Raw genomic sequence first — 12,935 nt, forward strand, 5'->3', positions numbered from 1 at the left:
AGTGATTGTTGGTCATTCTGCCTTGATAGATTCTTTGCTTGTGGCACTCTTATGCGAAGGACATGTACTTATTGAAGGCGTTCCAGGACTTGCTAAAACAACTACAATAAACACGCTAGCAAAAGCCTTGGGCCTACAGTTTGGCCGTGTTCAGTTTACCCCAGATTTACTCCCAAGCGATATCATCGGAACGCAAATTTACAGTCCAAAAAGTGGTGAATTTATCACTAAAAAAGGGCCGATATTTACCAACTTACTTTTAGCCGATGAAATTAACCGAGCACCAGCTAAAGTGCAATCAGCCCTTTTAGAAGCGATGCAAGAGTACCAAGTGACGATTGCAGAGGAGAGTTTTACATTAGAGCGTCCTTTCTTTGTCTTAGCGACACAAAATCCTATCGAATCGGTTGGTACCTATGCGTTGCCCGAAGCACAACTCGATCGCTTTATGATGAAATTAGTCGTTGGATATAACACTAAAGAAGAGGAGATGCTCATTGCAAGGCGTATCTCTAAAGGTGAATGCGAGAGCGTTGCCAAAGTCATGGATGCACCAATGCTCTTAGCGCTTCAAGAGCGCGTGAAAGCGATTCATGTGGATGAACAAATTGAAGTCTATATGGCTGACATTGTTTTTGCAACGCGTGATCCTAAAGCGTATGGTTTAGCGCATCTTTCAGAGTTAATACGCTTTGGTGCAAGTCCTCGCGCGACGATAGATTTGCATAAAGCAAGTAGGGCTTATGCCCTGCTTTGTGGGCGTGAATATGTAACTCCTGTGGATGTGGCGACAGTGTGTAAAGAGGTGATTCGTCACCGATTTATCTTAAGTTATGAAGCCGAAGCGCAAGGCGTACAAATTGATGACGTGATTGATAAGATTATCGAAGCACTGCCACTTCCCTAAAACGTATGACACCTCTTTGTTACAATCTTATCGTACAACGGGCACGTAAACATATCTTTGGAGAAATGGTAGGTGCTAATGCCTCTAAAAAAGAGGGTGATGGGTATGATTTTGCGCAAATCAGGCCTTACATGTACGGTGAAAATGTTAAGCGAATTGATTGGAAACAAAGCGCTAAAAATGGTGAAATCCAAGTACGTTCTTTTTTTGAAGAAAAAGAGATTCATCTTCATGTGATTGGCTTGATGAATGGCAGTATGCATTTTGGCATTGAACATTCCAAACAAGAGGTGATGAGCGAAGTCATTGCGCTCTTAGGCTTAAGTGCTATTAAAAACAGCGATTTTTTTGCGCTCTCTTTACTATCTGATAAACTATTATGGCAAAGCCCAGCGTCTAAAAAAGAGGCTATGGTGCGTGAGTCTATTTTGAAAACATTGCAAACACCACTTTTGGGAGAGAAAATCAATTGGGACTATATCCAAGAGTATGCTCTGTATCACATCAAAAAACCTTCCCTTCTTTTTATCATTGGTGATTTTTTTGAACTTCCAAAATTAGGAGCCATTGCCCGAAAACATGAGGTCATCGCCATTAAAGTGCGTGATCATTTTGAAGAAAAACCCTGGTCGATGGGAGCCTTACATGTAAAGGATCCCATCACGCTTAAAGAAGATAAAGTCACCCTCGATGAGGCCTTTGTTAAGCGTTATAGCGCCAAGCAAAAAGAACAGGATATCGCCTTGCAGAGTTGTTTAAAAAAAGAGGGTATTAAAACGATTTCGATTTATACTAATGAAGACCCTTTTATTAAACTTTTTACAACACTTGGGATGCTGTGATGGAAACGCTAAGAGGTATAAAAAATCTTGTACCAATTGAAGATTATTCTCTTTATTTTTTTATTTTGGTGATAAGTCTTATCGCTTTTTTGATCCTTATAGCTTTCCTCTATATTGTAAAATACTTACGAAAACCAAAGATGATACAAGCGCGAAACAGTGCATGGCACTACCTCAATCATATAGATTTTGATGATGCAAAAATCGCGGCTTATGGTATCACCCAATGCGCGCGTTTTTTTGTTACACAAGAGAATAAAGCGATTTTTGAACAATTGATACAAGCACTTGAAGTGTATAAATACAAACCAGAAATTCCGGCTTTTAAGGAGAGTGACAAAGCCTTGCTGAGCGAATTTTTAGGGAAATCGCATGTTTAATGTACATTTTGAGTACCCTTTAGTTTGGGCAATTTTAGTGCTTTTTTGTGCATGTTTTTTATGGTGCAAGGTTCAACCTCATACTTTGTATATTCCTCATCTTTTATCAATGCCTTTACATGTAAAGCGTAGTAAATTTTCTTTTGTTTTAAAATGGCTTAGTATTGTGATGATGCTTTTAGCACTTTCTTCTCCTACAATACGGTATCAAAGTGACACTGTAAAATTATCGCATGCGGTTATGTTGCTTATGGATGTGAGTGATTCCATGAGCCGAGCGGGGCTTGATACACGGAACTCTAAAAGTAAGTTTGATATGTCTAAAGAGATTGCGGCATCATTTATTGAACAAAGAGAAAATGACAATGTAGGGGTCATCGTTTTTGGAGATTTTGCGTATGTAGCAACGCCTTTGACATTTGATCATCAAAGTGCTTCGAATATCGTGCAAAATCTTAATGAGGGTATTGCAGGTAAACGCACTGCTATGTATGATGCACTCTTTTTAGCAACGCGTTTACTGCAAAAAAATAGTGCCAAAGAGAAGGTGGTAATTTTACTAACCGATGGTTTTAATACTGCAGGGAAAATTACTTTAGAAGCGGTTCTTCGTACTGTTGAAAGTGAAAAAATTAAAGTTTATGCTATAGGCATTGGGCGAAGTGGTGAATACGATGAAACACTATTGAACCTTATTGCTCAAAAAAGTGGTGGTGTGTTTTTTAGGGCGAATAGCGAACAGATGTTAGTAGAGGTGTATCAAAAAATTGATACAATGGAAAAGAGTTTGCAAAAGAGTGAGGCCCCTATATCTATCAATTATCTTTATATGTATCCATTGTTAGTGGCTCTAGTGGCATTATTTTGGTATGTGTACCGACGCATAAAAGAGGGTGGTTTATGAGTTTTGCATCACCTTTTATTTTAAGCTTCTTACTCATTATCCCCCTTTTAATAGTGGTGGCACGTTTAGTTCGTCATCAAAAAATCTTTTTTGAGCCAACAGTGAAAGAGCGTTTGAGTAGTCACAAAGGCACTTCACGCCGCTCTTACAGTCAAAGCCTCTTTTTTGTCACCCTTGCATGTATGATTATTGCTCTAGCCCGTCCTCAACTTTTGAAAGATAATGCACATGAAAATGAGGTCGTCAAAGTAGGAATAGTTGCCATCAGCCTTGATATTTCGCAGTCGATGCTTGCGACGGATACTTTTCCCAATCGTCTGTCCTTTGCCAAACAATCGATTGAAACGATGATGAATCAGTTAAGTGATTTTAAAATTGCACTGAGTGCTTTTTCCAATGATGCTTTTTTAGTAGCACCATTTAGCGAGGATACAAACTCGTTACAATTTTTACTCAAGCATTTAGATCAACACTCTATGAGTAGCCAAGGAAGCTCTATTGTAGCAGCGATTATGTCCAGTGAAAAATTATTTAGACCCTTTAAACAAGAGCAAAAAGACCTTATAATCGTAAGCGATGGGGGCGATGGCGAAGACTTGGAGAGTGCGATTGTAAAAGCCAGAGAGTTTCGTATAAGAGTACATCTTTATTTGGTCGGCTCAGCTAAAGGCTCAACTATCAAGCAAGACTCTGGAGAGTTACTGAAAGATTCCAAGGGCAATATTGTTATCAGTAAGCGTTATGATGGTTTGCAAAAACTCTCACTTGAAACAGGTGGTGCCTATGTTTCCACCAATGGTGATAATGCTGATATTGTGTGGTTATGTGAACAGATACGTTTAAAGGTACATAAAAGTGATGTGGCTAAAAAGAAAAATAACAATGTGCAAGAACTGTTTTATTATCCTTTAATACTAGCATTACTAACGCTTTTTTTGGCGCTTCATCCTTTGCATGTCAAGAAGTTTTCATGGATGGTCTTTGTATTGTTACCATGGCAACCGTTGCATAGTGGCATACTTGATTTTTGGCAAATCGATAAGGCCCATAAAGCGTATAAGGCGCAAGATTTTGCTGAAGCAACGAAATATTTTAACGTTTTAGATAAAGAAAAAAAGAGTGCTCAAACAGCGTATAATCTTGCCAATGCCTTATATCAGCAAAAAGAGTATGAAAAAGCACTCGAATTGTATCAAGGGATACAAACTGAAGATGTTGCCCTTAATTACAGTCGGTGGCATAATATAGGCAATACCTTGGCGCAAATGCATCGTAGCGATGAAGCCATCAATGCATATGAAAAAGCGCTGAGTATTCGTGAGGATGAAGATACGCGCTATAATTTAGAGTTTCTTAAAGAACAAAAACAAAATCAGCAAGAGAATAAAAAAGAAGAGACAAAACCAGAAGAAGACACTAAAAGTGAGCCCAAACCTCCTCAAAAAGAAGAAAAAAAATCTCAATCTAACAAGCCCAAAAAAGCGGAAGAGAAAAAAATGAGTGAACAAGAAGCGCACAAATGGGAGAGGATGCTCAATACCACTGCACCCAAGACAAAGCCAATGACGCTATACAAAGGAGAAAAGCATGAAGCCGATAATGCCATTCGTTGGTAGGATACTTTTTCTTTTTTTGATGAGTATAGAGCTTTTTGGTGCTAAAGCGTATTTACTCCAAAATCCCGTTGAAGTAGGTGAAAGCGCAACCTTGGTTATAAGTGCCAAGGGAAACAAAATGCATTTCCCTAAAATTGAAGCCATTGGTGGCTTTGCTGTTGTATCGCATCAAAGCAGGCAAAGCATGCAACTTATGAATGGCGCATTGAGTAGACAATTGGATAATTACTATACGTTTTATCCTGACAAAGATGTCCATATTCCTTCTTTTGAAATAACGATTGATGGTAAAAAAGAACAAACTGAAATGCTTGAATTAAACATGCAAGCAAGCAGTGCTAAACCAGTCGGACATCACGTTTTTTCATTAGAAATGAATGTATCTAATGACTCTCCACTGCAACAAGAGGGAGTTAAACTTACCTTTGTATTTAAACGTGATAGAACAGAAAATCTTGTAGATATGAAATTTTCCAAACCTGTCCTTGAAGGATTTTGGGTTAAAGAAGGTGAAAAAGATACCCCTTATGTTGAAGATAACTATATTATTCATACGATTAGTTACTATATTTTTCCACAAAGAAGCGGTGAGATACTTATTCCCAAAGCAAAGATTGATATTGCCAAGCAAGTAAATTCCCGTGAGATATTTTTAAGCCAGATTCAATGGAAAAGTATTTTTTCAAACGAATTAACCTTACATGTAAGCCCTTTGATTGGGGCAACTCTTTTAGGACATTTTAACGTTGAAGTACAGGTTGACGCCACTGAAGTTGAGATTAATAATGCCGTAAATGTGACAGTAAAGATTGTAGGCGATGGTAATTTTGAAGATATAGCGCCTTTTGTGCTTCAGGCTCAAGGGGCAACAATCTTTTCGGATGAGCCAAAGATTAAGACCTTTTTGCAAAGTGATATTCTTAAAGGAGAGTTTATCCAAAAGTTTTCGCTTAGTGCTCAAAAAAGTTTTCGCATTGAGCCGATAAAACTTCATTTTTACAATCCAGATACGAAAAAAATAGAGTATTTTACATCAAAGCCAGTTGACATTAAAATTTTACACCCAGAAAGAGCGGAGAAATCAAGCCGTGGTGTATCTGAACCTGTTACGGCTTTGGTGGAACAACCCTCGTTTAGGTTTGAGTGGGTCAATATAGGGATTGGTCTTTGTTTAGGTATGCTGCTTTTTGGATTAGTACGGTGGGTTTTTCATTACGAAAAAAAGGGGAAAATGCGGTTTGTGGGAGAGCGAGAATTATTACAAAAATTGCTTAAATACAAAGGCAAAAATAAAGAAGCAACGCATCTTATTACACTACTTGAAGAGAATATTTATGGTAATGCCAAACACAAACTCTCCAAGCGAGTAATCAAAAAGTTCTTAAAGAATCTTGTGTAAGGTAGTGGCTTTACTCATCCAATCTTCAAGCCCTTGCCAATCTTCATCTTCAATCATTTTTTTAGATTTGGTGAGTTCTCTCTCAAATATTTCAATAGAGTGTAACAGATTTTCTCTGTTCTGTTTAAAAATATCGGACCACATTTGAGGAGAACTTTTTGCAACTCTGCTCATATCGCGAAAACCGCCTGCTGCTAAGGATAAAATACTTTTAGGATCTTCTTGTCCCATCACAGTGTTTGCAAGTGCATAACTAATGGCATGTGGCAAATGTGAAATAAAAGAGGCATGGTCATCATGGGCTGCAGGGTCCATAAAAACAATCTTCATACCAATATGAGAAAAAATTTGAATTGCCCTATTTTTATGTAAATCTCCACTGTTATCGGTATCGCACAGAACAACAATTTTATCGTGGTAGAGGTTAGGAATAGCAGCACTTGGACCAAATTTTTCAGTACCTGTCATAGGATGTGCGGCAATGAAGTTTTTGCGAATCTGTGCTGGTGTTGCTTTGATGATTTCTTCTTTGGTACTTCCTAAGTCAATAATTGTTGTTTTCTCTGAAACATCTTTAAGCTCTTGAAGAACGTGAATAATGCCGACTACGGGGATGGCTAAAAAAATCATATCACATGTTTTAATCTCATCAAAGGAGACAATTTCATGGACTAATCCAAGTTTTAATGCCTCTTCACAGTGACTCAGATTACGGTCAAATCCTATAATCTTTGTTACTAATTTAGTTTGTTGAAGGGCTAAACCTAACGATCCACCCATTAATCCCAGTCCCACAATTCCAACGGTCATTCCAACTCCTTTTCGCACTGCCAAGATGATTTAATAGGCACTTAATTCTAGAGATGGTATTATATTTTAAAATATCTAAAAATACTCCATTTAGGGCACATAAGAATGAAAAAAACAGCCGTTATGTCGTTGATCGTTGCTACCTCTTTGTATTCAGCCACACTTAAAAGCCTTAGCTATGAAGGGATGATTCATCTCTCTCCAGAAAGTGCTTCAGAGATGATTGATATTCACGCAGGTGACGTGGTGGATATGGAAAAACTAGATAAAGCCGTCAAAACACTTTATAAGCAAAACTACTTTGAAGATGTTTGGATCGAAGAAGTAGCTGAGAGTGAGTTGGTTATTCATGTCAAAGAAAAGCCTGTTGTTGCCAAAATTGATTTTGTAGGTATTGGCGAGAATGACAAAGAAGAGATTTCTAAACTTGCTGGGATTAAAAAAGGTGAAGTTTATGATGAGCAAAAGGCTGAATTCTCAAAATTAAAAATTGTTAAATTCTTTGAAGATAAAGGTTATTTTGATACGGTTGTTGAAGTTCAAAAAACACCTTTAAATGAAAAACTATCCTTGTCCTTAGATTTTGTCATTAATCGGGGTGAGAATATTATTATTAAAACAGTAGATTTATGTGGAGCTAAAGAGTTACGTTATAAAGATATTGAACCGAATATTGCCAATAAATCAGAAGAATGGCTTCCTTGGATGTGGGGCTTTAATGATGGAAAACTTCGTATGAATGATTTGGAGCATGATTCTGCACGTATTAAAGACACCTATTTACAAAAAGGTTACTTGGATGCAAAAGTTAGTGCCCCTTTCTTAAAGACATATTTAGACAGTTATACAGCACATCTCGTTTATTCGATTGATGAAGGTGAACAATATACTGTTGGTTCAGTCGCAATTGACGTCCCTTCTGACATGATTGACACGGCAGCTACTATTGAAGAGATGTTTCTACAAAATGGTAAAGTATTCAATGTCTCAAAACTGCGCAAAGATATGACGTTGATTGAAACCAAAATAGCAGACCTAGGATATGCTTTTGTTAAAGTGATCCCTGATATTAAAAATGATAAAGAAAAACATTTAGCCAATATTACCTATCGAGTGCTTCCTGGCGAAAAAGTCTATATTAACAATGTCAGAATCGCTGGAAATAGCCGTACTATTGATAGGGTTATTCGCCGGGAAATTTACTTAGCCAATGGAGACCAATACAGACGTACGGATGTAACAGATTCAAAAAGTTCATTGAAACGAACAGGTTATTTTGAAGATGTTGATATTAAAGAAGAAAAAATCAGTAAAAATAGTATGGATTTAGTCATTACCGTTAAAGAAGCGGCTACAGGTTCTATCGGTGGTGGTATTGGGTATGGGTCATCTGATGGATTGCTACTCAGTGCTAGCCTTTCAGATGGTAATATTTTTGGTTCGGGTATGAAAGCAAGTATTGAAGTTGAACGATCAGATAGCGAACTCAATGGCGCCATCTCCTTATCAAATCCAAGAGTCTTTGATTCTATTTATAGTTTAAGTGGCAGCTTGTTTGCATCACAAAATAATTATCTCTATTACGACCAAGATAAAATGGGAATGAGTATTGTAGCTGGCAGAAAATTAGGAAGAAATTGGGGTGCCTCTTTAGGGTATGTTTTACAACAATCAAAACTCTCTAATGTCTCACCAACGATTGATAAAAACCTCTATACAACGGATCAAGTATTAAAAAGTGCTATTATCCCTTCTCTTTCTTTTAATAATACGGATGATTTTTATCTCCCTAGAACAGGTATTGCAGCAAGTACGAGTTTAGAAGTCGCAGGACTGGGTGGGGATGAAAAATTTATCAGTAGTATTTCTAAATTTGCTACATACTATGGTATGCAAGATTTGATTGATTATGATTTAATTTTACGGTACAAAGCACAATTTAAGTATTTAGCTATGAATGCTGCAGATGAGAAATACTCGTATGGTGAAAAATACTATATGGGAGGTATTCGCTCCATTCGTGGTTATGAATCCAATTCACTTTCTCCTAAAAATGGTTATGGTGATTTAATTGGTGGTAATATTATGTTTGCCAATTCTGTAGAAGCAAGTTTCCCATTGATTGAGCGTATGAAGATGCGTGGGGCTATTTTCTTAGACTATGGTATGATTGGACAAGATAATCTTGATATTAAACGAGCGGGTACAGGTGTGGCACTTGAATGGATTTCTCCATTGGGACCTATTGGCTTAGTTTTCTCTAAAGCATTAATGGAAGAATCAGGCGATCGTACAGCAGCATTTGAATTTACGATTGGACAGAAATTTTAATCTATCTCTACATGTAAAGAGGCAATGAGCCTCTTTACAAACTCTCCTAAGACTCTATTTAATAATAATTGCGAATGATGCAGGTTTAAGAAGTTGTTTAATCATCTCTTTGGCTAAAAAAAGATTTGTATCTGCTGTAATACAAAGCGTATGATTTTCATAACTTAAAGCAATGTTTCCTTTTCCTAAGTCTCTATTAATAGCTTTAGCGAGGGCTAATAAAAAACCTAACCAATTAATAATTGTCATATCAGGTAGGAGTGTTTTATAAGCATCCATTTCTTCAGGACTTATTATTTTTTTAGTATGGTATTTAATAAGCATTGCAATAAGAATTTTTTGTTTATGTGAAAATCCATAGTTAAGATTGTTGATAACAAAATAAAAACCATGAAGATTGCTTTGATAAAAGCCTAGTTTTAAACCAATATTGCTCAATTCAGAAGCAATTGAGAGTTCAAATTTATACGATGAATCAATGTTATGTAAGGGTTTTAAAACATCAAAAAGCTGTGTTGCAATGCGTTTAACATAAAGGTCATCTTTTTCATAAATTGAAAAACGATCTTTGAGACTTCGAAGACTTAATTTAAAGTTTGGACTAAAGCGATGATGGCATGAACGCAATAAATCACATAGATAAGCACCTTCTCGCACACCTGCACCACTTGTGATAAGACGTTTTGCATCAAATCTCTGATACAGCTCTTGGAAAATAAAACAGCCTTCACGCATCGTATCATAACGATCTTTACGAACACCTAGATTTTTTAAATCAAGCACATCAGAAGTAACAATGGTATTCACAAGCGCATGATACTCTTCGATACTATACTCAAAGCCATGAACAGTTTTAATAGGATAATTAATCTTTTCCATAATCATTTTGGAAAGAGATCTTAATGTTCCTCCAATACCAATAATTGTGGATGAAGCAAAATTTTCTGGAATATTTTGAATCTCTTTATCCAAAAATAGACGTATGTCTTCAAGTGATTTTCGCTTATCAAAGTAGAGCTCTTTAAGTCTTACAGTACCAATGTTAAGAGAAATAGTATCAACAATTTTACCATGTTCAATACGAGCAAGCTCTGTTGATCCACCTCCTATATCAATGGTTACGGCATCATCGATGGGCATAAGGTAATTAAGAGAGCCAACGGCACCATAGTAAGCCTCTTGCCTTCCTTGTATAATCTTAATATGAATGTTAAGTTCATCTTTGACTTTTGCAATAAATGCTGAAGCATTTGGTGCATCACGAAGTGCGGAGGTGGCAATGCATATTGTCTTTTGACATTTAAGACTATGGATAATATAACTGAATTCTTCAAGTGCGCTAAAAGCTCTTTTTAAAGCGGGTTCTTGAAGAATTCCTCCATAATTATACGCACCTTCGCCAATGCGAACACGGCTTTTGGTTTCGTTAATTAAATGAAAAGCGAAACGACTACTTTTTTCAAAGATTGCCATTCTCGCAGAGTTTGAACCTATGTCGATAATGGCAGTACGTTTAGCCATTATTCTTCGCTGTTTAGTTGTTCGTATTTAAGCTTTAACTCTTCAACACTCTCTATGTTGTCTGGGTCAGGGATAATGCACTCTACGGGGCATACAGCAATGCATGAGGGCTCATCATAATGTCCAACACACTCCGTGCAGATATCTGGATCGATAATATAAATTGGATCGGACTCTTCAATGGCACCATTGGGGCATTCATCTCTACATGCGTCACACGCAATACACTCTTCAGTAATCATCAAAGACATACATTTTTTCCTTCATTAAAGTCTAATTTTGGAGAAGTTTATACACTAAATATACTTTAAGAAAATTTAAATGGAAGTTTTTTTGGAAGGAATAGTTAGTGAAGCAATGGTTCCTTGTCTATCTGAACGGTTTTTTAAAGCAATTTTAGCACCAATGGCATCAGCAGCGCTTTTTGCTAAAAACAGTCCTAGCCCTGCACCCGTTTGATTACCATAGCGTTTAAAAGGAGCAAAAAGATCTTTACTTTCGTCAATACCAATACCTTCGTCAGTAACAATAATATGAAAGCCTTCTTTGTTGGTATAAGATTGAATGGTGATATTCCCTTCTTTAGGGGTAAATTTAATAGCATTTTGAACAAAATTTTGAAGAATATGAACTAAAAGTGTCGGTTGTATAGTGATTTTGTAAGACTTTGGCAAGATATCAGGGATGATATGCTTTTCTTCCATATTTGCTAAAATCGCGTAATTATTAATCTGCTCATTTAAAAAAGCAATTAAATTAATTTCAACAGGTTTTTCAAACTGAGCACTTTCTTGGCGTCCAATTTCGAGGATATTACTAATCATCTTATTCATATCGTTGATTGTTTGATTGTTCGTTTTGAGGGTTTCAATATATTTGTCAGATTCTCTTGGCTTCAAAAGGGTCACTTCATTTTTTGTTTTCATAACAGCTAAAGGAGTTTTGAGTTCATGGGCAGCTCCAATAAAAAGTTCTTTCTGTGAGTTAACAAAGATTTGGATACGATCCACGAGTTTATTGATGCTGTTACCAAGAGGTTGAAATTCACTTGGAAGGGTTTTGGTATCGATTATTTGTAAAAAATTTTCATTCATAGTTGCTAATTTTGTGGTTAATGAACGAATAGGTAAAATGAGCATACGAGAGAGAAAAAGAGCATAAAAAAGAATGAGAAAAATGGCTGTAAGATTAATAATAAGGATATTGGTAAAAATTTTATCTAGCAAAATATCCGTATTGGATATATTTTTTGTAATAGAAATAAAATGGTGTTGGCGTTTTTCAAGTGGATAAAAAATAGTGAGAAACTTCTCTCCATCTTTTTCACTGTGCTCAAAGGAGATGATACTGCCTTGATTAACACGAATAGCAACGGTTACATGGGTATCGGCTGGGTTATTGATTGAACTGAGTGAAGGATCAAAGATATTAATACCCATGCGTTCAATGGAATTCATACGTGAGGTGGCTATAATAGAGGCTTGCTTGGTAAGTTCTTGAGTGATATCTTCAAAAATAGAGATTTTAATATAATTGTAGAGAATAACAGAGAAAATAACAATTAGTGTCGCCGAAGCAGACACTAATTGGAGTATAAAATTATCTCTTATACTTTTTTTGGAAAACAAAATCTATAACCTCTTCGTCTTACTGTCTCAATCGTTGAGATTTCTAATGGTTTGTCCATTTTTTGACGAATTTGGTTGATGGCAACTTCAATAACATTTGGAGTAACAAGCTCAGGCTCTTCCCAAATAGCATCTAAAAGTTGTTCTTTAGAAACAATTTGGTCGCTATGACGTGCAAGGTGTGTTAAAACTTCAAACGGTTTACCTTTAAGTTCAATTTCTTGACCTTTATATGTAATTTTCTCTTCATCTGGGTCAATGGTTAAATCATCAATTTTTATAACATTAGTTCCACCAAAACGAAGTCTTGCTTCGATACGTGCGACTAAAATATCAAAATCAAATGGTTTTTTAATATAGTCATCAGCTCCAGCTTTAAGTGCTTTGATTTCACTCTCTTTGTCATCTTTTGCTGAGATAATCACAGCAGCAGTGCGTGGAGATTTTTGTTTAATGAGGTTGATTAAATCCACGCCATCACCATCAGGGAGCATCCAGTCGGTCAATACAAGGTCATAATTTCGGATGCCAATATAATATTCTGCATCTTTATAATTTTCTGAACTATCTGTTTGGTAGCCAAACTCTTGTAAGCCT

The 12,935-nt window shown here is 36.4% G+C and carries 12 protein-coding genes; 7 read left to right on the forward strand and 5 right to left on the reverse strand.

Going from position 1 to position 12,935, the window contains the following annotated elements; all coding sequences use genetic code 11:
* Position 1: 1 nt before the first annotated feature.
* The 6 genes from PHE37_RS13445 to PHE37_RS13470 all read left to right on the forward strand — a co-directional run bounded on the left by PHE37_RS13445 (position 2) and on the right by PHE37_RS13470 (position 6,048).
* Positions 2-907: an AAA family ATPase gene (locus tag PHE37_RS13445; RefSeq protein WP_300008749.1), complete on the forward strand. Its 906-nt coding sequence runs from the start codon at positions 2-4 to the stop codon at positions 905-907.
* Positions 908-972: 65 nt separating this feature from the next.
* A complete protein-coding gene (locus tag PHE37_RS13450) occupies positions 973-1,749 on the forward strand; it encodes a DUF58 domain-containing protein (protein ID WP_300008751.1) in 777 nt (258 codons plus the stop codon).
* Positions 1,746-2,129: a hypothetical protein gene (locus PHE37_RS13455; RefSeq protein WP_300008753.1), complete on the forward strand. Its 384-nt coding sequence runs from the start codon at positions 1,746-1,748 to the stop codon at positions 2,127-2,129. Before PHE37_RS13450 ends, PHE37_RS13455 begins: the two co-directional genes overlap by 4 nt.
* A complete protein-coding gene (locus PHE37_RS13460) occupies positions 2,122-3,033 on the forward strand; it encodes a VWA domain-containing protein (protein ID WP_300008755.1) in 912 nt (303 codons plus the stop codon). The genes PHE37_RS13455 and PHE37_RS13460 overlap by 8 nt, the downstream gene beginning before the upstream one ends.
* On the forward strand, positions 3,030-4,649 hold the full coding sequence (locus PHE37_RS13465) for a VWA domain-containing protein (RefSeq protein WP_300008757.1): 1,620 nt from the start codon (positions 3,030-3,032) through the stop codon (positions 4,647-4,649). The genes PHE37_RS13460 and PHE37_RS13465 overlap by 4 nt, the downstream gene beginning before the upstream one ends.
* Entirely contained in the window at positions 4,621-6,048 is a 1,428-nt protein-coding gene (locus PHE37_RS13470) for a BatD family protein (protein ID WP_300008759.1), read from the forward strand. Before PHE37_RS13465 ends, PHE37_RS13470 begins: the two co-directional genes overlap by 29 nt.
* Here PHE37_RS13470 and PHE37_RS13475 read toward each other — a convergent pair.
* On the reverse strand, positions 6,031-6,858 hold the full coding sequence (locus tag PHE37_RS13475) for a prephenate dehydrogenase (RefSeq protein WP_299997170.1): 828 nt from the start codon (positions 6,856-6,858) through the stop codon (positions 6,031-6,033). The genes PHE37_RS13470 and PHE37_RS13475 overlap by 18 nt on opposite strands.
* Positions 6,859-6,963: 105 nt before the next feature.
* Here PHE37_RS13475 and bamA point away from each other — a divergent pair, with 105 nt between their 5' ends.
* Positions 6,964-9,189 (forward strand): outer membrane protein assembly factor BamA, encoded by a 2,226-nt coding sequence (gene bamA / locus PHE37_RS13480; protein WP_299997172.1) that lies wholly within the window; start codon positions 6,964-6,966, stop codon positions 9,187-9,189.
* A 54-nt stretch (positions 9,190-9,243) separates the two neighbouring features.
* On the opposite strand, the gene PHE37_RS13485 is transcribed toward bamA, so the two are convergent.
* From PHE37_RS13485 to PHE37_RS13500, 4 genes are all read right to left on the reverse strand, one after another.
* Positions 9,244-10,710, reverse strand: coding sequence for a Ppx/GppA phosphatase family protein (locus PHE37_RS13485; protein ID WP_299997175.1), 1,467 nt, complete (start codon positions 10,708-10,710; stop codon positions 9,244-9,246).
* A complete protein-coding gene (locus PHE37_RS13490; protein ID WP_299997178.1) occupies positions 10,710-10,961 on the reverse strand; it encodes a YfhL family 4Fe-4S dicluster ferredoxin in 252 nt (83 codons plus the stop codon). The genes PHE37_RS13485 and PHE37_RS13490 overlap by 1 nt, the downstream gene beginning before the upstream one ends.
* 66 nt (positions 10,962-11,027) lie before the next feature.
* Entirely contained in the window at positions 11,028-12,338 is a 1,311-nt protein-coding gene (locus PHE37_RS13495; RefSeq protein WP_300008761.1) for a HAMP domain-containing sensor histidine kinase, read from the reverse strand.
* Positions 12,317-12,935, reverse strand: a 619-nt coding sequence (locus tag PHE37_RS13500) for a response regulator transcription factor (RefSeq protein ID WP_300008763.1), incomplete at its 5' end; no start/stop codon positions are given. The genes PHE37_RS13500 and PHE37_RS13495, both read right to left, overlap by 22 nt.

It is taken from the genome of Sulfuricurvum sp., assembly GCF_028681615.1.
Lineage (GTDB): Bacteria > Campylobacterota > Campylobacteria > Campylobacterales > Sulfurimonadaceae > Sulfuricurvum.

What these genes read in the sequence shown, in the direction of transcription:
- PHE37_RS13450 (WP_300008751.1), top strand. Translation starts at nt 973, where the DNA reads ATGGTAGGTGCTAATGCCTCTAAAAAAGAGGGTGATGGGTATGATTTT.
- PHE37_RS13460 (WP_300008755.1), top strand. Translation starts at nt 2,122, where the DNA reads ATGTTTAATGTACATTTTGAGTACCCTTTAGTTTGGGCAATTTTAGTG.
- PHE37_RS13465 (WP_300008757.1), top strand. Translation starts at nt 3,030, where the DNA reads ATGAGTTTTGCATCACCTTTTATTTTAAGCTTCTTACTCATTATCCCC.
- PHE37_RS13470 (WP_300008759.1), top strand. Translation starts at nt 4,621, where the DNA reads ATGAAGCCGATAATGCCATTCGTTGGTAGGATACTTTTTCTTTTTTTG.
- PHE37_RS13475 (WP_299997170.1), bottom strand. Translation starts at nt 6,858, where the DNA reads ATGACCGTTGGAATTGTGGGACTGGGATTAATGGGTGGATCGTTAGGT.
- bamA (WP_299997172.1), top strand. Translation starts at nt 6,964, where the DNA reads ATGAAAAAAACAGCCGTTATGTCGTTGATCGTTGCTACCTCTTTGTAT.
- PHE37_RS13485 (WP_299997175.1), bottom strand. Translation starts at nt 10,710, where the DNA reads ATGGCTAAACGTACTGCCATTATCGACATAGGTTCAAACTCTGCGAGA.
- PHE37_RS13490 (WP_299997178.1), bottom strand. Translation starts at nt 10,961, where the DNA reads ATGTCTTTGATGATTACTGAAGAGTGTATTGCGTGTGACGCATGTAGA.